Genomic DNA, 24142 nt, shown 5'->3' on the forward strand with positions numbered 1-24142 from the left:
TCTTGTGACGCTCTGCGTCACGCTTTGGGACGCGGAGCGTCCGGGGCTGCATGCCCACGCGGAGCGTGGGAACGATCAGGCTCAGGAAACGGTAATACGCCAGATCCCAAACGGCATCTGCGGCTCCAGGCGGGTCCACTGGGTCTTGCCATACCAGGTCCAGCGATGGCCGTTCATCAAATCCTCGCCCTGGGTCTGCGCATCGTCGGGCAAGCCCATTTCCCAAAGCGGCAGCTCGAAATGCGCTTCCTGGGCATTGAACGGGTCAAGATTCACCGCCACCAGGATAAAGTTGCCGCCATCCTCGCTGCGCTTGCCGAAGTACAGGATGTTGTCGTTCCAGGCGTTGTAGAGCTTCAAGCCCAGATGGGTCTGCAGCGCCGGGTTTTGCCGACGAATGCGGTTGAGCTGGGCGATCTCGGCAATGATGTTGCCGGGCGCGGTAAAGTCCCGTGGGCGGATCTCGTATTTCTCCGAGTCGAGATATTCCTCTTTGCCCGGCACCGGCGCGGCTTCGCACAGCTCGAAACCCGAATACATGCCCCACAGGCCCGAGCCCATAGTGGCCAGCGCGGCACGGATCAGGAAGCCGGGGCGCCCGGATTCGTGCAGGAACGCCGGGTTGATGTCCGGCGTATTGACGAAGAAATTCGGCCGGTAGCATTCACGCCACGGCGACTCGTTCAACTGCGTCAGGTATTCGCTCAACTCGGCCTTGGTATTGCGCCAGGTGAAATAGGTGTAGCTCTGGGAATAGCCGACCTTGCCCAGGCGCGCCATCATCGCCGGCGTGGTGAACGCCTCGGCGAGGAAGATCACCTCAGGGTATTTGGCGCGCACATCGCTGATCAGCCATTGCCAGAAGGGCAGCGGCTTAGTGTGGGGGTTATCTACGCGAAAAGTCTTCACGCCCTCCTCGACCCAGCCCACCACGATATCGCGCAGCTCGGTCCACAGGCCGGGAATCGCATCCGCCGCATAAAAATCGACGTTGACGATATCCTGGTATTTTTTCGGCGGGTTCTCGGCGTATTTGATCGTGCCGTCCGGGCGCCAGTTGAACCAGCCCGGATGCTCCTTGAGCCATGGGTGGTCCTGGGAACACTGGATGGCAAAATCCAGGGCTATTTCCAGGCCATGCTCGGCGGCGGCCTGCACCAGGCGGCGGAAGTCATCGCGGCTACCCAGTTGCGGGTGGATGGCTTCATGGCCGCCCTCCTCGCTGCCAATCGCATACGGGCTGCCCGGATCATCGGGGCCGGCGGTCAATGAGTTGTTCTTGCCCTTGCGGTGGCTGCGCCCGATCGGATGGATCGGCGGAAAGTACAGCACGTCAAAACCCATGTCGTGGATCATCGACAGCCGTGAGTGCACGTCGTTGAAGGTGCCATGGCGCGCAGGATCATCAGTGATCGAGCGTGGGAACAGCTCATACCAGCTGGCAAACAACGCAGCCTCGCGCTCCACATCGATCGGATAGGCGGGGCTCACGCTCAGATAGGCACGGTGGTCGGCCTGGGTCATCAGGTGCGCACTGTCTTCGTGCAGGAACTGCGCAACCTGCTCGGTTTCCAGCAGGCCGGACAGTTCGTGGTGCAGCAACATCAGGCGGTCGCGCAGTTCATTGTCGCTGCGCTCGGCCGCCTGCAGCACCAGGCTGCGGCCTTCCTGCAGTTCCAGGCTGACCGGCACCCCGGCTTCATGCTTCTTGCGCAGTTCGTAGCAGAAGCTGGCGAAGGTATCGATCCAGGCCTCGATGCAATATTCGTGGGGGCCTTGCTGGGTGACGGTAAACGAACCCTCCCAGCCATTGTTGCCCACATCGCTCATGACCACGCTGTGCCAGCTTTCATCCTGGCGCGCACGCCAGCGAATCAACACGGCAAGTTTGTCGTGCCCGTCGGCAAACACTTTGCTGGTAACGGTAACGCGCTGGCCGACCACGGCCTTGACCGCAAACTCGCCGCCGTCGATCACGGGTGAGGTGCTCTCGATCGCAATCCGTGGCAGCAACAAGGCCTGGGACAGCGGCAATATGGAGTTTTCTGGAACCTGTGTCTGCGCAGTCATCGAGCATCTTCCCCTTACGCCCTATGGACGCTCTTTGCTTGATCCGAATTCTGGTACGGCCGCACTCTCCCAGAGCTGGGCCGCTTATAGGTCCGAGCTTGCGCCGCGGCTAAAAGTTCAGGCGGATGTGTGGCCATTGGGCGGGAATCAATTGGCCCAGGCGGATGTCCACCCACAGAGCAAAGCACAAAGGAGGCCACACTGATGAATATCCCGATCCCGGCTGAAACCCCGGACCCGAATATCGACAAACCAACCCTGCCGCCCACCGAGCCGGCACCGGTTCCGGAAAACGAACCGCCTGGGAACGAACCGCCACCCGTCGAAGAACCACCGACGACGATGCCACCGGTGATCGTCAGTCCTTCTCGAAACGCTTGACGATTTTCGGCATCACGCTGAACACCGCCAACGCCAGCAACGTACTCAGTACCGCTGTCGATTCCCGGCCCAACCCGGCCGAGACTCCAATCGCAGCGGTCATCCACAAGCCCGCCGCGGTGGTCAGGCCTTTGACATGGCCTTCGTCGTCATCCTTGCCCTTGATGATAGTGCCCGCGCCCAAAAAGCCGATCCCGGCAATCACGCCCTGCATCACCCGGCTCATGGCATCCGCCTGGTTACCGGACATCTGCGGCACCAGCACGAACAGTGCCGCGCCCAGCGCCACCAACATATGGGTGCGTACCCCGGCAGCCTTGCCCTTGCTCTCGCGTTCAAAACCGAGAATGCCGCCCAGGATCGCGGCCATCAACAGGCGCACGGTGACCTGGGTGAGCTGCTTGGCATCACCGATATCGGCAAATTCGGCCTGCAGGGTTATCCACGCTTCATGCAACCAGGCTTCCATTAACGTTCCTCTGTCATCAATAGGTAATGAATGGACAATCGCGACCGCCAGTCAGTTGCCTGGAACCGCTGCGCATTACTGATTTCCTACGGGTGATGGTCCATAAATCTGGAGATCAGCATGCCACTGCGTATCGAAAACCAACTGTGCTACTTCGTGCTCAATGACAATGATCAGGAACACGGCGGCCAGGAACACAGCGTGCCGGCGACCCGGGTCCATATCCTCACCGATACTGAAAAATCCATGTCCTACGTTGAACTGGCCGCTGAGCGGATCTATATCACCGAAGCCGAGGCGGACGCCTTGACGGTCGCCGGGGCGCATGACGGGCGTCAACATGTAAAGGCCGATGTGCCTGATTCGTTGATCTGACAAGTGCCTGTAAGGCGCCCTCGCTGATCCGCTTTTTTATCGCCCTGCCTGAGTCTGTCATGCACACTGCACGACATCTGTGGGAGCTGGCTTGTCGGATCGCCGCACCGCTGCGATGGCATCGACTCGGTGCAACTTTAAAGACCGCGTCGCCTGAATCGCAGGCAAGCCAGCTCCCACCCTTGACCTGTGTGGTATTCAAGAAAGCAATCAGCCCACCCATGAAACGCTACGAAAAATTCGCCGATGACATCGCTGAACTGATCCGCTGCGGCGTGCTCGGTCCCGGCCAGCGGGTGCCGTCGGTGCGCTATGCCAGCCAGACCTACGGCGTCAGTCCGTCCACGGTGTTCCAGGCTTACTATCTGCTGGAGCGGCGTGGCCTGATCCGCGCGCGGCCGCGCTCCGGCTATTTCGTCAACACTCACGCACCCAGTCCGTTCTCCGAGCCGGTCGTGAGCGAGCACGTGCATGAGTCCACCGAAGTGGATGTGAGCGAGTTGGTGTTCTCGGTGCTCGACTCGATCAAAGACCCCAACACAGTGCCCTTCGGCTCGGCGTTTCCCAGCCCCATGCTGTTCCCGCTGCCGCGCCTGGCTCGCTCGCTGGCCAGCGCCAGCCGAGAGATGGACCCGCGCCTGGTGGTCACCGACATGTCGCCGGGCAACCCGCAACTGCGCCGTCAAATCGCCCTGCGCTACATGGTCGGCGGCCTGATGTTGCCGATGGAAGAACTGCTAATCACCAACGGCGCCCTGGAAGCCTTGAACCTCTGCCTGCAGGCCGTCACCGAACCGGGCGACCTGGTCGCCATCGAAGCCCCGGCGTTCTATGCCTGCCTGCAAGTGCTGGAACGCTTGAAACTCAAGGCCGTGGAAATTCCCGTGCACCCGCGCGACGGCATCGACCTGGGCGTGCTCGCGCAAACCCTGGAGCGCTACCCGATCAAAGCCTGCTGGACCATGACCAGCTTCCAGAACCCCATGGGTGCAACCCTGCCGGAAGCCAAGAAACAAGCATTGGTGGAACTGTTGCGTGACCACCAGGTGCCGCTGATCGAAGACGATGTGTACGCCGAGCTGTATTACGGCCAACACGCACCCAAGCCGGCCAAAGCCTTTGATACCGAAGGCCTGGTGATGCACTGCGGCTCCTTCGCCAAGAGCCTGGCCCCCGGTTATCGCGTGGGCTGGGTGGCGGCCGGGCGCTTTGCGCAGAAAGTCGAACGCTTGAAACTGATGACCTCGCTGTGCCCCTCGATGCCGGCCCAGGCGGCCATTGCCGACTACCTGCAACACGGCGGCTACGACCGGCACCTGCGCAAACTGCGCTATGCGCTGGAGGAACAGCAAAGCGCCATGCTCGCCGCCATCGCCCGCTACTTCCCGGCGCAGACACGGGTCAGCCAGCCGGCCGGCGGGTACTTCCTGTGGCTGGAACTGCCGGAGCAGACGGATTCGTTGAAGCTGTTCCAGATGGCGCTGGCACAAGGCATCAGCATTGCGCCGGGGCCGATTTTCTCGGCGACCCAGCGCTTTCGCAATTGTATCCGCCTGAACTATGGCAGCCCCTGGAGCGATGCGTCGGAAAAGGCGATGGAGACGTTGGGGCGGATTGTGAGGTCGTTTTGACAGGCGCCATACAATTGTAGTGAGCGGGCTTGCCCCGCGCTGGGTGGCGAAGCCGCCCCAATAAAGGCACCGCCGAGTTCCAGATAAATCCAACTCGTCTGGTTTGGGGGGGCTTCGCCCCCCAGCGCGGGGCAAGCCCGCTCACTACAAATTGCGCATGCGTAGCCATCGCGGGCAAGCCCACACATTGGATCCGAGTTCCCCCTTAGTCTTTGCCGCTGATCGGCGTCTGCCCATCCCAGCCACCGCCCAGTGCGGCGATCAGTTGCACACTGGCCACCAGGCGCGACTGCAACAAGGTCAACACGGTGCGCTCGTTACTCAAGGCCGTGGCCTGCACGGTGACCACGTCCAGGTAGCCAATCAGCCCGGCCTTGTACTGGTTCTGGGTCAGTCGCAAGGACTCACGGGCCGCCTCGAGCGCTTCATTGCTGACCACCGCCTCGTCCTCCAGCACCTTGAGCTGCACCATGTAATTTTCCACTTCGCGGAAACCATCAAGTACGGTCTGGCGGTATTTGGCGACGGTCTCGTCATAGCTGGCCACGGTGCGGTCGACTTCGGCCGAACGCTGGCCGCCGTCGAACAGGGTCATGGCCAGCTTCGGTCCCACCGACCAGAAGCGGTTCGGCAGGCTGATCCAGTCCGAATAGGTGCTGCTGGAATAGCCGCCGGCCAGGCTCAGGCTCAGGTCCGGGTAATAAGCCGCCTTGGCCACGCCGATATTGGCGTTGGCGGCGATCACCGAGCGTTCGGCCGAGGCGATATCCGGGCGGCGTTCAAGCAGTTGCGACGGCAGGCTCAGCGGAATCCGCGGCAGCGCCGGGATGTCTTTGCTCACCGCCAGGTTGAAGTTGGCCGGCGCTTCGCCGATCAACACGGCAATCGCATTTTCCAGCTGGGCGCGTTGCCAGATCAGATCGATCAGGCTGGCCTGGGTGGTCTTGAGCTGGGTTTGTGCCTGGGCCACCGCGTCCTTGCCGGAGATCCCGGCACGGTATTGGTTCTGGGTCATTTGCAGGGAGCGTTGATAGGTCTCCAGCGTGGCTTGCAGCAAGCGGGTCTGTTCGTCCATGACGCGCAACTGCAGGTAGCTTTGCACCAGCTCCGACTGTTGGCTCAGGCGCATCGCCGCCAGGTCCGCCGAGCTGGCTTCGGCACTCGCTTCATTGGCCTCCAGGCCACGGCGCAATTTGCCCCAGATGTCCGCCTCCCAGCTCACGCCCAACTGTGCGTTGAGGGTGTCGCGGATACCGCTGCTGGAGCTGCTTAGGCTCGCGCTGCTGCTGCCGGTGCCTTGGCTGGCGCGGGTCTTGCCGGCGCTCAGGTCGACGGTGGGATAAAACGCGCCACGGGAACTGCGCACCAGCGCCCGGGCCTGGCGAAAGCGCGCTTCAGCCTGGGCCACGGTCTGGTTGGAGGTGTTCAGGCGCTGCACCAGGTCGTTGAGCTGGCGGTCGCCGTACAGCTCCCACCAGGCGCCACGGGCCAATGAATCGCTGGGCGTGGCCTGGCGCCAGCCCTGGGCCTCCTTGAATTGCGCCGGCTCAACCACTTCGGGACGTTTGTAATCAGGGCCAATAGCGCAAGCACTGAGCAACAACGCCAACCCCACTGTAGGAGCGAGCTTGCTCGCGAAGATCGTCAGCGAAAACGCGCCGAGCCTGGACGAATGCGGCGCCTGGGCATTTTTCGCGAGCAAGCTCGCTCCTACAGGGGGCGGTGCAATTGCAGGACGGCGCGGTGGGTTGGCGTTCGTTGAATCGGTCATAGCGCAGTGTCCAGGGCAGCATCGGTACGCACGCCGCGCCAGGCATTGAAGCGATGGCGCGCGCGGTCGAGATAAAGGTAAACCACCGGAGTGGTGTAAAGAGTCAGGACCTGGCTGAACACCAGGCCGCCAATGATGGTGAGGCCCAGGGGACGACGCATTTCCGCGCCATCGCCGGTGCCCAGCAGCAAGGGCAAGGCGCCGAGAATCGCCGCCAAAGTGGTCATCAGGATCGGCCGCAAACGCAGCAGGCAGGCACTGCGAATCGACTCCAGCGGGCCCAGGCGGTCATTGCGCTCAAGCTGCAGAGCCAGGTCGATCATCAAGATCGCGTTTTTCTTCACCACGCCGATCAGCAGGAACAGGCCCAACAGGGAAATCAGGCTGAACTCGCCCCCCGTCAGGTAGATCGCGAGCATCGCGCCCACCCCTGCCGACGGCAGGGTCGAGAGAATCGTCAACGGGTGAATATAGCTTTCATACAAGATGCCCAGCACCAGGTACACCGCCACCAGCGCGCCGAGGATCATGAAGGGCTGGCCTTTCTGCGTCGCCGCGAACGCGTCGGCAGTGCCGGCCATTTTGGCGATCACGTCTTCCGGCAGCCCGACCTTGGCGATCGCCCGCTCGATGGCGGCCGTGCCCTGCTCCACCGTCACGCCGGGTGCCATGTCGAAGGCAATGTTTTCCGAGGCGAACTGGCCTTCGTGGCTGACGCGGTCGTCCGCCAGGCTGTTCTCGTAATGGGCGATGGTCGACAGCGGCACGCGCGCGCCCGTGGAGGTGATCACCTGCATCTGGTTGAGGGTGATCGGGTCCTGCGCGTACCTGGGGTTGACCTCCATCACCACCTGGTATTGGTTGAGGCTGTCATAGATGGTGGAAATCTGCCGCTGGCTGTAGGCGTTGTTCAGCACCGCCGTCACCATGTCCATGTCGATACCCAGACGCTTGGCCTGGTCGCGATCGACGATCAGCGTGACCTGCGCCGCGCCGCGCCCTTCGCGGGCGTCGATGGCGGTGAGTTCCGGCAGCTCGCGCATGGCAGCCACCACCTTCGGATACCACAGGCGCAGGGCCGCCAGGTCGCCGCTTTGCAGGATGTAGGAATACTGCGCACTGGTCTGGTCCCGGCTGCCGCCGAATTGCAGGTCCTGGTCAGCCATCAGGAACAGGCGCCCGCCCGGCACCGGCGGTACCTCCTTGCGCAGCCGCTCGATCACCGCCTGGGCGGAAATCCTGCGCTCGCTGATCGGCTTGAGGCGCACCAGCATCACCGCGTTGTTGGTGCCGTTGTTGCCACCGATAAAGCCGGCCACGCTGAGCACCGCCGGGTCCTTGAGCACCGCCTTGCGGAAGGTCTCCATCTTCGGCTGCATCACGCCGAACGACAGCCCGTCGTCACCGCGCACGAAACCGATCAACTGGCCGGTGTCCTGCTGCGGCATGAAGGTTTTCGGCACCACCACATACAACGCCACGTTGACCCCGATGGTCAGGAACAGGCTGAGCAGGGTCAGGCGACGATGGCGCAGCACCCAGTCCAGGCTGGTGGCGTAGCCGGCGACCATGCGGTCGTTGACCTTCTGGCTCCAGCGCTGCAAACCGGTCATCCGGTCTTTTACATGGGGCTTGAGCCAACGGGCGCAGAGCATCGGCGTCAGGGTCAGCGAGACAATCAGCGACACAATGATCGCCGCCGACAGGGTGATGGAAAACTCGCGGAACAGGTTGGTGACGATCCCGCCCATGAACAGGATCGACAGGAACACCGCCACCAGCGACACGTTCATCGACAGCAAGGTAAAACCGACTTCCTGGGCGCCCAGGTACGCCGCTTTCATCGGCGGCACGCCTTCGTCGATATGCCGCGAGATGTTCTCCAGCACCACGATGGCATCGTCCACCACCAGACCGGTGGCCAGGATCAACGCCATCAGCGAAAAATTGTTCAGCGAGAACCCGTACAGGTACATCACCGCAAAGGTGCCCACCAGCGACACCGGCACGGCCAGGGTCGGGATCAGCGAAGCGCGGAAATTGCCCAGGAACAGGTACACCACCAGGATCACCAGCCCGACGGCGATCAGCAAGGTCATCTCGGCTTCGTGCAACGTGGCGGTGATCACCGGCGAGCGGTCCATGGCCAGGCTCAGCTTGACGCTGGACGGCAGCACCGCCTGCAACGCCGGCAACTGTGCCTTGATCTGCCGCACGGTCTCGATGATGTTGGCGCCGGACTGACGGTTGATCACCAGCAGCACCGCTGGTTCGTTGTTGAAAAAGCCACTGTTGTAGCGGTCTTCCACACCGTCGCTGATTTTCGCCACATCCTTCAGACGCAAGGCGGCGCCGTTCTGGTAGCGGATCAACAACGGCTCGTAGTCCTTGGCCTTCTCCAACTGGTCGTTGGCCTGGATCTGCCAGTTGCGCTGGCTGTCTTCCAGGGAGCCCTTGGGCCGGCGCTGGTTGGCGTTGGCGATGGTGTTGCGCACGTCGTCGAGGGCCACGCCGTACTGGTCGAGGGCCTTGGGTTCCAGCTCGATACGCACCGCCGGCAACGAACTGCCGCCGATCTGCACTTCGCCGACGCCCGGCACCTGGGACAGGCTTTGCGAGAGGATGGTCGAGGCCAGGTCGTACAGCTGGCCCTTCTGTAGCACGTCCGAGGTCAACGACAGCACCATGATCGGCGCCTGGGACGGGTTGATCTTCTTGTAGGTGGGCATGCTGCGCATGCCGCTGGGCAGCAGGTTGCGCGAGGCATTGATGGCCGCCTGCACTTCCCGCGCCGCGCCGTTGATATCACGATCGGAGTCAAACGCCAGGATCACCCGGGTGGAGCCCTGGCTCGACGAACTGCTCATGGTGGTGATGCCGGCAATCGCGCCGAACGAGCGCTCCAGCGGCGTCGCCACGGTGGACGCCATCACCTCGGGGCTGGCGCCGGGCAGGCTGGCCGACACCACGATCACCGGGAAATCGATCTGCGGCAATGGCGACACCGGCAGCAGGTTGAAGCTGACGCCGCCCAGCAGCATGATCGCCAGGCTCAGCAGCATGGTCGCTACCGGGCGCCGAATGAAAGGTCCGGACAGGTTCATGGCTCAACCGGCTCCAGGCTTTGCGGCTCTTTGCGCCAGCGTCGGCCGAGGCGGTCGAAGTACAGGTAGATCACCGGGGTGGTGAACAGCGTCAGTACCTGGCTCACCAGCAAACCGCCGACCATCACCAGGCCCAACGGTTGGCGCAACTCCGCACCGGAGCCGGTGGCCAACATCAGCGGCACCGCGCCGAACAGCGCCGCCAGGGTGGTCATCAGGATCGGCCGGAAGCGCAGCAGCGCCGCCTGGTAGATCGCGGTCTGCGGGTCGAGCCCCTGGTTGCGTTCGGCGTCGAGGGCGAAGTCGATCATCATGATCGCGTTCTTCTTGACGATCCCGATCAGCAAGATAATGCCGATGATCGCGATCATGCCCAAGTCATTGCCGCTGAGCAGCAACGCCAGCAACGCCCCCACCGCCGCCGACGGCAAGGTCGAGAGAATGGTGATCGGGTGGATATAGCTCTCGTAGAGCACGCCGAGCACGATGTACATGGTGACCACCGCCGCCAAAATCAGCAGCAAGGTGCTCGACAGCGAAGCTTCGAACGCCTGGGCCGCGCCCTGGAACTGGGTTTGCACGCCCACCGGCATGCCGATGTCCTTCTGGGTCTGGTTGATCAGTTCCACGCCTTTGCCCAGGGCAACGCCTGGCGCCAGGTTGAACGACATCATCACCGCCGGGAACTGGCCGATATGCGCGATCGCCAACTGGGCCTGGCGCTGTTCCACCTTGGCCAGGCTGGACAGGCGCACCTGGCCGCCGTCGGTGGTCTTCACATGGATCTGGTTCAATGCATCCGGGCCGAGGGTTTCGCCGGACTGGGCCTGCAATACAACGCGGTACTGGCTGGCCTGGGTGTAGATGGTGGAAATCTGCCGCTGGCCGAAAGCATCGTAAAGCGCGTCGGTAATCGTTGAAACGCTGACTCCCAGGCGCGAAGCCGCGTCGCGGTCGATCACCAGGTACACCTGCAGGCCCTTGTCCTGCAGGTCGCTGGCAACGTCGGTGAGCTCGGGCAACTGGCTCAACGCGTGGACCAGTTTTTCGCTCCACAGCGCCAGCAACTCGGCGTCCGGCGAAGACATGCTGAACTGGTACTGGGTACGGCTCACGCGGTCTTCAATGGTCAGGTCCTGCACCGGCTGCATGAACAGGCGGATGCCCACCAGCTTGTCGATTTCCGGTTGCAGGCGGGTGATCACCTGGGCGGCGCTCAAGTCGCGCTGGCCGTGGGGCTTGAGGTTGATCAGCAAGCGGCCGCTGTTGAGGGTGGCGTTATCGCCGTCCACGCCAATATACGAAGACAGGCTTTGCACCGCCGGGTCCGCCAGGATGATCTTGGCCAGTGCCTGCTGGCGCTGGCTCATGGCAGCGAATGAAATCGACTGCGGCGCTTCGGAAATGCCCTGGATCACGCCAGTGTCCTGCACCGGGAAAAAGCCCTTGGGCACCACGAGGTACAGCACCACGGTCAGGCCCAAGGTGGCGATGGCCACCAGCAACGTGAGCGGCTGGTGCCTGAGCACCCACTGCAACAGGCTACCGTAGCGCGCGATCAGCCAGTCGATCCAGGCGCCGCTGGCCTTGTAGAAGCGGCTTTGGTCCTCCTCCTTGGGTTCACGCTTGAGCAGCCGCGCGCACATCATCGGCGTCAGCGTCAGTGACACCACCAGGGAAATCAGGATCGCCACCGCCAGGGTGATCGCAAATTCACGGAACAGCCGCCCCACCACGTCTGCCATGAACAGCAGCGGGATCAACACGGCGATCAGCGACAGGGTCAGGGAAATCAGGGTGAAACCGATCTGCTTGGCGCCCTTGAGCGCGGCGGCCATTGGCGTTTCGCCTTCCTCGATATAGCGCGAAATGTTTTCCAGCATCACGATGGCATCGTCCACCACAAACCCGGTAGCGATGGTCAGGGCCATCAGCGTCAGGTTGTTGATGGAGAACCCTGCCAGGTACATCACGCCAAAGGTGCCCACCAGCGACAGCGGCACGGCGATGGACGGAATGATCGTGGCGCTGAAACGGCGCAGGAACAGAAACGTCACCATCACCACCAGGGCAATGGCGATCAGCAACTCGTGCTGCACGTCGGTGACCGAGGCGCGGATGGTCTGGGTGCGGTCGGTGAGCACGGTCACGTCGAGGCCGGCCGGCAGGTTGTCGGTGATGCTCGGCAGCAGCGCCTTGATGCGGTCGACCACCTCGATCACGTTGGCCCCTGGCTGGCGCTGGATGTTCAGCAGCACGGCCTGGTTGTCATTGGCCCAGGCGGCGAGGCGCTCGTTCTCGGCGCCGTCGACGATCTGCGCCACGTCCTTGAGGCGCAGCGGCGCGCCGTTGTTATAGGCCAGAATCAGCTCGGCGTATTGCGCGGGCGAGACCAACTGATCGTTGGCGTCGAGCATCGACACCCGCGTGGGGCCGTCGAAGTTGCCCTTGGGCTGGTTGACGTTGGACGCGGCGATCAGGGTGCGCACATCCGACAAGTTCAGCCCGTTGGCCGCCAGGGCTTCGGGGTTGACCTTGATGCGCACGGCCTGGCGCTGGCCACCGGCGATGCTGACCATGCCGACGCCGCTGATCTGCGCGATTTTCTGCGCCATGCGCGTGTCGACCAGGTCATTGAGCTTGGGCAGCAGCATGGTCTTGGAGGTGATGGCCAGGGTCAGCACCGGGGTGTCCGCCGGGTTGACCTTGTTGTACACCGGCGGCGCCGGTAAATCCTTGGGCAGCAGGTTGGTGGCAGCGTTGATCGCGGCCTGCACCTGTTGCTCGGCAACGTCCATATTGATGTCGAGGTTGAAGCGCAGGGTCAGTACCGACGCACCGCCGGAACTGGTGGACGCCATTTGTGTAAGGCCGGGCATTTGCCCGAACTGGCGCTCGAGCGGCGCGGTGACTGCGCTGGTCATCACGTCCGGGCTGGCGCCGGGGTACAGGGTCATCACCCGGATCGTCGGGTAATCCACCTGGGGCAAGGCCGATACCGGCAACAGGCGGTACGAAATGATGCCGGCCAAGACAATGGCCAGCATGCTCAGCGTGGTGGCGACCGGGCGAAGAATGAACAGACGCGACAGGTTCATGAACCGACCTTTTGCGCCTTGCCGGCGGTGGTGCCGGTCTCCCCTTTCGCGGCGGGCTTGCCTTGCAGGTGTTCGGTCGGCGTGGTCGGTACTTCGCTGCTGTCATTGACCACTTCGATCTCGCTGCCGTCCTTCAACCGGTCGGTGCCTTCCAGCACGACGCGGTCGCCGGCCTTCAGGCCCTCTTTGATCACGGTGTTCTCGCCGTCGGTGTCACCGACCACCAGTGGCTGCACCTTGACCTTGTTGTCACCGTCAAGCACGTAGACAAAGGTACCGGCGTTGCCGAACTGGATCGCCGCCGAAGGCGCCAGCACCACGTTGTGCAGCGTATCGGCGAGCAGGTGCACATTGACGAACTGGTTGGGGAACAGTGCCTGGTCCTTGTTATCGAAGCGCGCCTTGAATTTGAGGGTGCCGGTGGTCACGTCGATCTGGTTGTCCAGGCTTTGCAACACGCCGGTGGCTTGCACTTTCACGTCGCCGCGGTCCCAGGCTTCCACGGGCAGCTTGTTACCGGCGCGGTAGCGGGCCAGCACGGTTTCCAGGGTGTTTTCCGGCAGGGTGAAAACCACGCTGATCGGCTGGGTCTGGGTGATCACGGCGAGGAACGTGGTGTCGTTGGCCGCCACCAGGTTGCCGACATCGACCTGACGCAGGCCGACGCGGCCACTGATCGGCGCGCGTATCCTGGTGAATTCCAGGTTGAGCTTGGCATCGTCCACCGCGCCCTGATTGGTCTTGACCGTGCCCTGGTATTGCAAGACCAGCGCTTCGGCGGTGTCCAGGGTCTGCTTGGCGATGCTGTCCTGGGCGTACAGGTCGCGATAGCGCTGCACGTCGACCTGGGCGTTTTTCAACTGGGCCTGGTTCTGCATCAGCGTGCCCTGGGCCTGGAGCAAGGCGTTCTGGTAGCTGCGCGGGTCGATCTCAGCCAGCAGGTCGCCAGCCTTGACCATCTGCCCTTCTTCAAAGGCGATCTTCACCAGTTCGCCGCCCACCCGGCTGCGCACATTGATGGTGTTCAGTGCAGTGACCGTGCCCAATGCCTTGTAGTACACCGGGAACTCGCCCAGTACCGCAGGCGCCACGCGCACGGGCACCGGGCCGGTGGCGCCGCCAAAACCGGGGCGCGCCATGCCAGTCTTGCTCGCATGGCCGGCCGGCGCGTCTTTGTGGGCGGCACCGCTGGGCCAGAATTTCCAGCACAGGCCGGCGATGACCAGCAGCACGAGCAGGCCGAACAACCAGCGGCGGGAGTGGCGGGGGGAGGATTGCATGGAGTGATCAACCATTGGGCGCGAGCGCTTCTACTTTGGGAGGCTGAAAGATAAGCACTGGGGCGCATTAAGAAAAGCGCCTTTACCGGCTATTTACCTTGGGCTTACAACTTTTAACGGATGAGCTTAGTCCATCGCCTATTTCGCTAAGCGCCTGAAGCACAAATGAAAACGGCCTGGACTAGGCCAGGCCGCAATCATGCATCAAGCGTGTTACCGCACAACCGCAGTAACGTACCGAAACAGTTACTTCAGAACAGACAGGGCGGCTTCGTAGTTTGGCTCCTGGCCGATTTCACTGACCAATTCGCTGTGCAGCACCTTGCCATTTTCGTCCAGCACCACGACAGCACGCGCCGTCAGGCCTTGCAGCGGGCCATCCGCGATGGAAACGCCGTAGTCGACCGCGAAGTCGGCGTTGCGGAAGTCCGACAGGTTCTTCACGTTGTCCAGCCCTTCGGAGCCACAGAAACGTGCCTGGGCGAACGGCAGGTCGGAGGAGATGCACAGCACCACGGTGTTTTCCACATCGTTGGCCTGGGCATTGAACTTGCGTACCGAAGTGGCGCAGGTCGGCGTGTCGACGCTTGGGAAGATATTCAGCACTTTGCGCTTGCCGGCGAAAGTGGCGAGGGTCGCGTTCGACAGATCGCCGGCGGTCAGGGTGAAGTCAGCAGCCTGGGCGCCGACTTGCGGCAATTGGCCTTCAACCTGGACCGGGTTGCCTTTGAGGGTGACTTGAGCCATGAACAGAATCCTTATGCTGGGTTTATTGAAACGAATTCGAGAGGCCGAAGTTAACCACAAAGCGCGACGGGCAACTATGCGCAGGTGCATTCTTTTGCCGCGCGCGCCCCCTGGAGGCGCATGCAGGCCTAAATGATGAATAGTTCTTTCACCTGAATGCGTTTGTCAACATCAGGCATGTCAAAGATGAAAGTTACAATGACAGAAATCTTCGTGGAAGCCCCAATCAAGAAATTGCCCTCAGTGAGCCACGGGCGCCATTGCCCGTCTTGGTACATGTTATCGGGCGAATTCACCTTCCAACTGCCGGTGACATTCCCGTATACCTCCACGTTTATATTCGCTTTCTTTCGCTTGATGTCGCCGGTGATCATGTATTGATCAGTCTGGAATCTAAATTTATCCAGCTTCAACCAGCGGACCTCCAGGGTACCTATGTATCTTTCGCTGTACTTGCCAACCAATCTAGCGCGTTGCCAGTTCAGAGAATCCTCAGACTTGATTGCCGGTTTGCCATTGGGTTGTTTTGCTTTCATTTCAGATATCTCCACAGTTGGCCTTGGTGAACCTTGAACTCAGGGTGCGTCCTCAAGCTATCACCACTCGACAATCTCGTTCACTGTCACAAATGACAGTCTTAAAGATGAATTTCGCCTCAGAGCGACCGGGCTAATCGCCGTCTGTTCGATCGCTGGCTCAAGCGGGATATGTGGTTTAATCCCCGATTTTTCGCTCACCTTTCCGAGGGTCCGCTGCCTTGACGACTCAACCCGCCACCAAAGTCCTGATCATTGGTTATGTCTGGCCGGAGCCGCGCTCTTCAGCCGCGGGCGGTCACATGATGCAGATTCTGGAGAGTTTTCTTACACAAGGTTGGGACATCACCTTCAGCAGCCCGGCGACCATCGGCGAGCACAAGGCCGATCTGCCTGCGCTGGGCATCACCGAATGCGCCATCGAGCTCAATAACAGCAGTTTCGATGCTTTTATCCGCGAACTGGCCCCGGACATCGTGCTGTTCGACCGCTTCATGATGGAGGAACAGTTCGGCTGGCGCGTAGAGAAATGCTGCCCCAACGCCCTGCGCGTGTTGGAAACTTCCGACCTGCAAAGCCTGCGCGACGCCCGTCATCAACGCCTCAAGGATCACCTGAAGGCGCACCCCGACAGCGACGATTTCACTGCGCTGTTTTCCCCGGCGCTGCCCGCAGAATTCAAGCTGATGGCCGACACCGACCTGGCCAAGCGCGAAATCGCGGCGATTTACCGTTGCGATATCAGCCTGATGATCTCCGACGTGGAAATTCGCTTGCTCACCGAGCAGTTCAAGGTGCCCGCCGCCCTGCTCCACTGGTGCCCGCTGATGTTGCAGCCGCCGGCCGAGGCGTTCGCGCCGTTTGAAGACCGCGCGCACTTCCTCAGCATCGGCAACTTTCGCCACGCGCCCAACTGGGATGCGGTGCTCTGGATGAAAAACAGCCTGTGGCCGTTGATTCGCCAGCAACTGCCGGGGGCCCAGTTGCACATTTATGGCGCCTACACCCCGCCCAAGGCCACCGCGTTGCATAACCCGGCCCAGGGTTTTCATGTGATGAACTGGGCCGAAGATGCGTTGCAGGTGATGACCGCCGCGCGTATCTGCCTGGCGCCCCTGCGTTTCGGCGCAGGCATCAAGGGCAAGCTGGCGGATGCGATGCTCTGTGGCACGCCGAATATCACCACGCCGATCGGCGCCGAAGCCATGGGCGATGAGCAACCGTGGCCAGGCATGATCGAACACAGCGCACCGGCCCTGGCCGCCGCCGCCGTGGCGCTTTATCAGGACCGCGAGCGCTGGACCGAGGCCCAGGAAAACGGGCGTCAACTGTTGACCCGCCGCTATGACCGGAATATCCATGGCCCCGCGCTGGTAGCCTGCCTGGAACAGTGCCGCAGCAATCTCAACGCCCATCGCCGCGACAATTTCACCGGCAGCATGCTGCGCCACCACGCCCATAAAAGTACGCAGTACATGTCCCAGTGGATCGAGGCGAAAAACCGCAGCCTATAGACACCAACGCTGGCGAGGGCGCGCGCGACGGGGCATTATCCTACGCAGCAACCACAATAAAGCGACGGCAGCATGACCCGAGCAACGCGAATCACCGACCCTTCCTACGAGCTGATGGACGATCACAACGGTCTGTCCATCATCTATCGCCAGCACGGTTTCCCCTGCCCGCTGGTGCGCTGGCACTTCCACAAGGAATACGAGCTGCACCTGATCGTCGCCAGCTCGGGCAAGGTGTTTATCGGCGACTACATCGGCAACTTCTACCCGGAAAGCCTGTTCCTCACCGGCCCCAACCTGCCTCACAACTGGATCAGCCAGGTGGAGGAAGACGAAATCGTGCCCAAGCGCGACATGTTGGTGAATTTCACTGATGACCTGCTGGAGAGCGGCAGTCACATCTTCACCGAACTCAAGACCCTGGCGCCGATGCTGGACCGGGCGCAGTACGGTATCGAGTTTCGCTGCAAACACACGATTGCCCAAGCGATGACCTTGATGCAGCGCATCGAGGATGCCCAGGGCATGGCGCGCCTCGGGCACTTCTTTATCCTGCTGGAAGTGCTGAGCGCCTGTGAGGATTATCAGCTGCTGTCCGGGGTGAACACGCCCCAAGTGGCGGATGAACACAGCATCGACCGCACCAACCGCGCGGTGGACTACATCTTTGCTCACTACGCGCGCGAGCTGCCGCTGGAAGAAGTGGCGGATTACTTGGGCATGAAACCCACGTATTTTTCGCGGGTGTTCAAGCAGGCCACGGGGCGCACCTTTATCGAGTTCGTCAATCGGCTGCGGATCAGCAAATCCTGCGAGTTGCTGGCCGATGGCGACAAGGCTGTGACGGATGTGTGCTTTGAGTCAGGGTTCAACAATATTTCCAACTTCAACCGACGCTTTCAGCAGCTTAAAGGCATGACCCCTTCCCACTATCGACGGCTGGCGGTGCAGCGGCTGACCGAGCAGAACCTGGCGTAATGGTGTTCGTACCACGCAGAGTCTGGAGCGAACACGCGCCAAAAGTGCAAAAAAGTATCAGTCCCAGTGCGCCCAAGGATTTGTCACCGTGGCGTTTGGAGGCTGTAATCAACGCACACTCTTCCTGACTCCCTGTAGGAAGACACAACAACAATAACTGTCCTTTCGTAGCCCCTGGGCGCGGAAATGGAGTGCGCGATGAAGTTCACAGCAAAAGCTCTGCTTGTCTCTACCTGCATGATGACCTGCATGACCCTCAGCGCCGTCAGCCTCGGCGCGCAAACCCTGACCATTGCCACCGTCAACAACAGCGACATGATCCGCATGCAAAAGCTTTCGAAAACCTTCGAGACCGAGCATCCGCAGATCAAGCTGAACTGGGTGGTGCTGGAAGAAAACGTGCTGCGCCAGCGCCTGACCACCGACATCGCCACCCAGGGCGGGCAGTTCGATGTGTTGACCATCGGCATGTACGAAGCTGCACTGTGGGGCGCCAAGGGTTGGCTGGAACCGATGAAGGATCTGCCGGCTTCCTACGACCTCGACGATGTATTCCCTTCGGTACGTGACGGTTTGTCTGTCAAGGGCTCGCTGTATGCCCTGCCGTTCTATGCCGAAAGCTCGATCACTTATTACCGCACCGACCTGTTCAAGAATGCCGGGCTGAGCATGCCCGAGCATCCGACCTGGAGCCAGATCGGCGAATTCGCGGCCAAACTCACCGACAAGAGCAAAGAGCAATACGGCCTGTGCCTGCGCGGCAAAGCCGGTTGGGGTGAGAACATGGCGCTGATCACCACCCTGGCCAACGGCTACGGTGCGCGCTGGTTCGATGAAAAGTGGCAGCCGGAATTCAACGGCCCTGAATGGAAGGACGCGCTGAACTTCTACGTGGACAACATGAAGAAATCCGGCCCGCCGGGTGCTTCCAGCAATGGTTTCAACGAAAACCTGGCGCTGTTCAACAGCGGCAAATGCGCGATCTGGGTGGACGCCAGCGTCGCCGGTTCGTTTGTCACCGACAAGACCCAAAGCAAGGTGGCTGACCATGTCGGCTTTACCTTCGCCCCGCACGAGAAGACCGACAAGGGCACCTCGTGGCTGTACTCCTGGAGCCTGGCGATCCCGACCAGTTCCAAGGCCAAGGACGCCGCCAAGGTCTTCACCAGCTGGGCCACTTCCAAGGAATACGGTGCATTGGTGGCCAAGACCGACGGCGTCGCCAACGTACCGCCGGGCACGCGCAAGTCGACCTACAGCGACGAATACATGAAGGCCGCGCCGTTTGCCAAGGTGACCCTGGAATCGCTGAAAGTGGCGGACCCAACCAAACCGACGCTCAAGCCGGTGCCGTATATCGGTATCCAGTTGGTGACCATTCCTGAGTTCCAGGCGATCGGGACCCAGGTCGGCAAGTTCTTCTCGGGTGCGCTGACCGGACAGCAGACGGTGGATGCGGCATTGACGGCTGCGCAGACCACTACCGAGCGGGAAATGAAGCGGGCGGGTTATCCCAAATAAGCCGCTCCCCCCTGTAAACATGGGAGCAGGGCTTTTGTGGGAGCTGGCTTGCCTGCGATGCAAGCAACTCGGTCTATCAGTTACACCGAGGTGATGCCTTCGCAGGCAAGCCAGCTCCCACATTGACCGCGCTCCGACGCAGATACTGTATGCATCTGACTTGGTTCTGATCACCATGAATACACCCTCCAAAAACCGCCTGGCCAACCCCGGCTGGTTCCTCGTCAGCCCCTCGGTGGCCTTGCTGCTGCTGTGGATGATCGTGCCGCTGGGCATGACCCTGTACTTTTCGCTGATCCGCTACAACCTGCTCTACCCTGGTGAAAACCAGTTCGTGGGGCTGGAGAACTTCACCTACTTCGTCACCGACTCGGGTTTCCTGCCCGGTGCCACAAACACCCTGTTGCTGGTGGGCAGCGTGCTGTTGATCAGCGTGGTCTTCGGCGTGCTGATCAGTGCATTGCTGGAGGCCAGTGAGTTCTTCGGCCGCGGCCTGGTGCGGGTGCTGCTGATTTCACCGTTCTTCATCATGCCCACCGTCGGTGCGCTGATCTGGAAGAACCTGATTTTCCACCCGGTGTCGGGAATTCTCGCCGCCGTGTGGAAATTCTTCGGCGCCGAACCGGTGGACTGGCTGGCGCACTACCCGCTGCTGTCGATCATCATCATTGTGTCGTGGCAATGGCTGCCCTTCGCGATCCTGCTGCTGATGACCGCCATGCAGTCCCTCGACCAGGAACAGAAGGAAGCCGCACGCCTGGACGGTGCCGGCGCCATCGCGATTTTCTGGCACCTGACCCTGCCCCACCTGGCGCGCCCGATTGCCGTGGTGGTGATGATCGAGACGATTTTCCTGCTCTCGGTGTTCGCCGAAATCTTCACCACCACCAACGGCGGCCCCGGCTACGCCTCGACCAACCTCGCCTACCTGATCTACAACCAGGCGCTGGTGCAGTTCGACGTGGGCATGGCCTCGGCCGGCGGCTTGATTGCCGTGGTCATCGCCAATATCGCGGCGATCATCCTGGTGCGGATGATCGGCAAAAACCTGACTGACAAGCCTTGAGGGCCGCGCCATGACGCTTCAACAATCCCGCCGCCTGCAAAGCCTGTTGCTCGGCACGTTGGCCTGGGCCATCGCGATCCTGATCTTCTTTCCGATCTTCTGGATGGTGCTGACCAGCTTCAAGACCGAAATCGACGCGTTCGCCACGCCGCCGCAGTTCATCTTCACGCCGACACTGGAGAACTACCTGCACATCAACGAGCGCAGCAACTACTTCAGCTATGCGTGGAACTCGGTGCTGATTTCCTTCAGCGCCACCGCGCTTTGCCTGCTGATTTCGGTGCCGGCCGCCTACTCCATGGCGTTCTACGAAACCCAGCGCACCAAGGGCACGTTGCTGTGGATGCTGTCGACCAAGATGCTGCCGCCGGTGGGCGTGCTGATGCCAATCTACCTGCTGGCCAAGAGCATGGGCCTGCTGGATACGCGCATTGCGCTGATCATCATCTACACCCTGATCAACCTGCCGATCGTGGTCTGGATGGTTTACACCTACTTCAAGGACATTCCCAAGGACATCCTCGAAGCCGCGCGCCTGGACGGCGCGACCCTGTGGCAGGAAATGGTCCGCGTGTTGCTGCCGATTGCCAAGGGCGGCCTGGCTTCCACCGTGTTGTTGTCGCTGATCCTGTGCTGGAACGAGGCGTTCTGGTCGCTGAACCTGACCTCGTCCAGCGCCGCGCCGCTGACGGCGCTGATCGCTTCCTACTCCAGCCCCGAAGGCTTGTTCTGGGCCAAATTGTCCGCCGTCTCGACCCTGGCCTGCGCGCCGATCCTGATTTTTGGCTGGATCAGCCAGAAACAGCTGGTGCGCGGTTTGTCCTTCGGCGCCGTGAAATAACGGCTTCTTATAAAAATTGTGTAAGCGGAGGCCCATCATGGCCAACCTGAAAATCAAGAATCTGCAAAAAGGCTTCGAAGGCTTTTCCATCATCAAGGGCATTGACCTGGAAGTGAACGACAAGGAATTCGTGGTGTTCGTCGGCCCGTCGGGCTGCGGTAAATCCACCCTGCTGCGGCTGATCGCCGGCCTTGAAGAGGTCAGCGAAGGCACCATCGAACTGGACGGCCGCGACATCACCGAAGTGACGCCGGCCAAGCGCGACCTGGCGATGGTGTTCCAGACCTACGCGCTGTACCCGCACATGAGCGTGCGCAAGAACATGTCGTTTGCCCTGGACCTGGCCGGCGTCGACAAGAAAATCGTCGAGAGCAAAGTCAACGAAGCGGCACGCATCCTCGAACTGGGCCCGTTGCTGGAGCGCAAGCCCAAGCAGCTTTCCGGTGGCCAGCGCCAGCGCGTGGCGATCGGCCGCGCCATCGTGCGTAACCCGAAGATCTTCCTGTTCGACGAACCGCTGTCCAACCTCGACGCCGCCTTGCGTGTGCAGATGCGCCTGGAACTGGCGCGCCTGCATAAAGAGCTGCAGGCGACCATGATCTACGTGACTCACGACCAGGTTGAAGCCATGACCCTGGCCGACAAGGTGGTGGTACTCAACAGCGGTCGTATCGAGCAAGTCGGCTCGCCCCTGGAGCTGTACCACCAACCGGCCAACCTGTTCGTGGCGGGCTTTCTCGGTACGCCGAAGATGGGTTTCCTCAAGGGCAAGGTCACGCGGATCGAAGGCCAGGGCTGTGACGTGCAGCTCGACGCCGGGACTCTGATCAGCCTGCCGCTCAGCGGGCCGACCCTGAGCGTGGGCAGCGCAGTGACCCTGGGTATTCGGCCCGAGCACCTGGAAATCGCCACGCCGGGCCAGACCACGCTGACCGTTACCGCCGACGTCGGCGAGCGCCTGGGCAGCGACACGTTCTGCCACGTCATCACCGCCAACGGCGAGCCGCTGACCATGCGGATTCGCGGCGACATGGCCAGCCAATACGGCGAGACGCTGCACCTGCACCTGGACCCGGCGCACTGCCACCTGTTCGACACCGACGGTGTAGCCGTGGCCCGCCCACTGCGCGCCGCCGCCTGATTTCGCGAGTATTACGCCATGAAGCTGAATAAACAGAACCTCACCCAGTTGGCATCCCAGGTGAAACTGCCCACCTACGCGATTGCCAGCACATCGCAGGGCATCGCGCACATCGGCGTCGGCGGGTTCCACCGCGCGCACCAGGCGTATTACACCGACGCACTGATGAATCTGGGCGAGGGCCTGGACTGGAGCATCTGCGGCGTCGGCCTGCGCGCCGAGGACCGCAAGGCCCGCGACGACCTGGCCGGCCAGGATTATCTGTTCACCCTGTACGAACTGGGCGATACCGACGACACCGAAGTCCGTGTGATCGGCGCGATCAGCGACATGCTGCTGGCCGAAGACGGTGCCCAGGCGCTGATCGACAAATTGGCCAGCCCCGAGATTCGCATCGTCTCGCTGACCATCACCGAAGGCGGCTACTGCATCGACGACAGCAACGGTGAGTTCATGGCTCATCTGCCGCAGATCCAGCATGACCTGGCGCACCCGACTGCACCGAAAACCGTGTTCGGCTTTATCTGTGCCGCGCTCACCAAACGCCGCGCCGCCGGCACCCCGGCGTTTACCGTGATGTCCTGCGATAACCTGCCCCACAACGGCGCCGTGACGCGCAAGGCGCTGCTGGCCTTCGCCGCCCTGCACAACGCTGAGTTGCATGACTGGATCAAGGCCAACGTAAGCTTCCCCAACGCCATGGTCGACCGCATCACCCCCATGACCAGCACCGCCCACCGCCTGCAATTGCATGATGAGCACGGCATCGACGATGCCTGGCCGGTGGTGTGCGAACCCTTTGTGCAATGGGTACTGGAAGACAAATTCGTCAACGGTCGACCGGCCTGGGAAAAAGTCGGCGTGCAGTTCACCGATGACGTCACGCCCTATGAAGAAATGAAGATCGGCCTGCTCAATGGCAGCCATCTGGCGCTGACCTACCTGGGCTTTTTGAAGGGCTATCGGTTTGTGCACGAGACCATGAACGACCCGGTTTTTGTCGCCTACATGCGCGCCTATATGGACCTGGATGTCACGCCAAACCTGGCGCCGGTGCCGGGCATCGACTTGACGGACTACAAACAGACTCTGGTGGACCGCTTTTCCAACCAGGCGATTGCCGACCAGTTGGAACGGGTATGTTCGGACGGCTCGTCGAAGTTTCCGAAGTTCACCGTGCCGACGATCAACCGGTTGATTGCCGATGGCCGCGAGACTGAACGCGCCGCACTGGTTGTCGCCGCCTGGGCTCTGTATTTGAAAGGCGTGGACGAGAACGGCGTGAGCTACAAGATCCCGGATCCGCGTGCCGAGTTTTGCCAGGCGCTGGTGAGCGATGACGCGCTGATCAGCAAACGCCTGTTGGGGGTGGAAGAGATTTTTGGTACAGCTATTCCCAACTCGCCTGGGTTTGTGGCAGCGTTCGAGCGGTGTTATGCCAGCTTGCGTGACAACGGCGTCACCGAAACACTGCAGAACCTCCTGAAGAAACCGGCTTAATAATGTGGGAGCTGGCTTGCCTGCGATAGCGGTGGCCCAGTTAGCCATGAAGTGACTGACAGACCGCTATCGCAGGCAAGCCAGCTCCCACATTGACCGTATTTTCAATCCAACAATAA

18 protein-coding genes are annotated in these 24142 nt (G+C 61.4%); 10 read left to right on the top strand and 8 right to left on the bottom strand.

Features of this window, described 5'->3' with window-relative positions; all coding sequences use genetic code 11:
* Positions 1–81: 81 nt before the first annotated feature.
* Complete coding sequence (locus BLL36_RS16055; RefSeq protein ID WP_076952371.1) at positions 82–2070, bottom strand: alpha-1,4-glucan--maltose-1-phosphate maltosyltransferase; 1989 nt, start codon at positions 2068–2070, stop codon at positions 82–84.
* A gap of 204 nt (positions 2071–2274) precedes the next feature.
* On the opposite strand from BLL36_RS16055, the gene BLL36_RS31040 reads away from it, so the two are divergent.
* Complete coding sequence (locus BLL36_RS31040) at positions 2275–2451, top strand: hypothetical protein (protein ID WP_165448110.1); 177 nt, start codon at positions 2275–2277, stop codon at positions 2449–2451.
* Here BLL36_RS31040 and BLL36_RS16060 read toward each other — a convergent pair.
* Complete coding sequence (locus BLL36_RS16060) at positions 2429–2920, bottom strand: MgtC/SapB family protein (protein ID WP_076952372.1); 492 nt, start codon at positions 2918–2920, stop codon at positions 2429–2431. The two genes, BLL36_RS31040 and BLL36_RS16060, sit on opposite strands and share 23 nt — an antisense overlap.
* A gap of 120 nt (positions 2921–3040) precedes the next feature.
* Here BLL36_RS16060 and BLL36_RS16065 point away from each other — a divergent pair, with 120 nt between their 5' ends.
* Positions 3041–3295, top strand: coding sequence for a DUF3203 family protein (locus BLL36_RS16065; RefSeq protein WP_076952373.1), 255 nt, complete (start codon positions 3041–3043; stop codon positions 3293–3295).
* Between the two features lie 221 nt (positions 3296–3516).
* Complete coding sequence (gene mapR, locus BLL36_RS16070; protein ID WP_076952374.1) at positions 3517–4926, top strand: GntR family transcriptional regulator MpaR; 1410 nt, start codon at positions 3517–3519, stop codon at positions 4924–4926.
* A gap of 205 nt (positions 4927–5131) precedes the next feature.
* On the opposite strand, the gene BLL36_RS16075 is transcribed toward mapR, so the two are convergent.
* The 6 genes from BLL36_RS16075 to BLL36_RS16100 form a co-directional block, all read right to left on the bottom strand.
* Positions 5132–6697, bottom strand: a complete 1566-nt coding sequence (locus BLL36_RS16075) for an efflux transporter outer membrane subunit (protein ID WP_076952375.1) — start codon at positions 6695–6697, stop codon at positions 5132–5134.
* The gene (locus BLL36_RS16080; protein WP_076952376.1) at positions 6694–9801 is read right to left on the bottom strand and encodes an efflux RND transporter permease subunit; all 3108 of its coding nucleotides are present in this window, start codon (positions 9799–9801) and stop codon (positions 6694–6696) included. The genes BLL36_RS16075 and BLL36_RS16080 overlap by 4 nt, the downstream gene beginning before the upstream one ends.
* Positions 9798–12899 carry an MdtB/MuxB family multidrug efflux RND transporter permease subunit gene (locus BLL36_RS16085; protein ID WP_076952377.1) on the bottom strand — a complete coding sequence of 1034 codons (3102 nt, stop codon included), beginning with the start codon at positions 12897–12899 and terminating at the stop codon, positions 9798–9800. The genes BLL36_RS16080 and BLL36_RS16085 overlap by 4 nt, the downstream gene beginning before the upstream one ends.
* Positions 12896–14194 (bottom strand): MdtA/MuxA family multidrug efflux RND transporter periplasmic adaptor subunit, encoded by a 1299-nt coding sequence (locus BLL36_RS16090; protein WP_076952378.1) that lies wholly within the window; start codon positions 14192–14194, stop codon positions 12896–12898. The genes BLL36_RS16085 and BLL36_RS16090 overlap by 4 nt, the downstream gene beginning before the upstream one ends.
* A 231-nt stretch (positions 14195–14425) precedes the next feature.
* Positions 14426–14926, bottom strand: coding sequence for a thiol peroxidase (gene tpx / locus BLL36_RS16095; RefSeq protein ID WP_076952379.1), 501 nt, complete (start codon positions 14924–14926; stop codon positions 14426–14428).
* 128 nt (positions 14927–15054) lie between these two features.
* A complete protein-coding gene (locus BLL36_RS16100) occupies positions 15055–15462 on the bottom strand; it encodes a hypothetical protein (protein WP_076952380.1) in 408 nt (135 codons plus the stop codon).
* 221 nt (positions 15463–15683) lie between these two features.
* On the opposite strand from BLL36_RS16100, the gene BLL36_RS16105 reads away from it, so the two are divergent.
* From BLL36_RS16105 to BLL36_RS16135, 7 genes are all read left to right on the top strand, one after another.
* Positions 15684–16976, top strand: a complete 1293-nt coding sequence (locus BLL36_RS16105; RefSeq protein WP_076952381.1) for a glycosyltransferase — start codon at positions 15684–15686, stop codon at positions 16974–16976.
* A 72-nt stretch (positions 16977–17048) separates the two neighbouring features.
* Positions 17049–17954, top strand: coding sequence for an AraC family transcriptional regulator (locus BLL36_RS16110; protein ID WP_076952382.1), 906 nt, complete (start codon positions 17049–17051; stop codon positions 17952–17954).
* A gap of 237 nt (positions 17955–18191) precedes the next feature.
* The gene (locus tag BLL36_RS16115) at positions 18192–19475 is read left to right on the top strand and encodes an ABC transporter substrate-binding protein (protein ID WP_394329494.1); all 1284 of its coding nucleotides are present in this window, start codon (positions 18192–18194) and stop codon (positions 19473–19475) included.
* A 175-nt stretch (positions 19476–19650) separates the two neighbouring features.
* A complete protein-coding gene (locus BLL36_RS16120; RefSeq protein WP_076952582.1) occupies positions 19651–20541 on the top strand; it encodes a carbohydrate ABC transporter permease in 891 nt (296 codons plus the stop codon).
* Between the two features lie 10 nt (positions 20542–20551).
* The gene (locus tag BLL36_RS16125) at positions 20552–21382 is read left to right on the top strand and encodes a carbohydrate ABC transporter permease (protein WP_076952384.1); all 831 of its coding nucleotides are present in this window, start codon (positions 20552–20554) and stop codon (positions 21380–21382) included.
* A gap of 37 nt (positions 21383–21419) precedes the next feature.
* Positions 21420–22523: an ABC transporter ATP-binding protein gene (locus BLL36_RS16130; RefSeq protein ID WP_076952385.1), complete on the top strand. Its 1104-nt coding sequence runs from the start codon at positions 21420–21422 to the stop codon at positions 22521–22523.
* Between the two features lie 18 nt (positions 22524–22541).
* The gene (locus tag BLL36_RS16135; protein ID WP_076952386.1) at positions 22542–24023 is read left to right on the top strand and encodes a mannitol dehydrogenase family protein; all 1482 of its coding nucleotides are present in this window, start codon (positions 22542–22544) and stop codon (positions 24021–24023) included.
* The last annotated feature ends 119 nt before the right edge of the window (positions 24024–24142 follow it).

It is taken from the genome of Pseudomonas cedrina subsp. cedrina (assembly GCF_001983175.1).
Classification (GTDB): domain Bacteria; phylum Pseudomonadota; class Gammaproteobacteria; order Pseudomonadales; family Pseudomonadaceae; genus Aquipseudomonas; species Aquipseudomonas cedrina.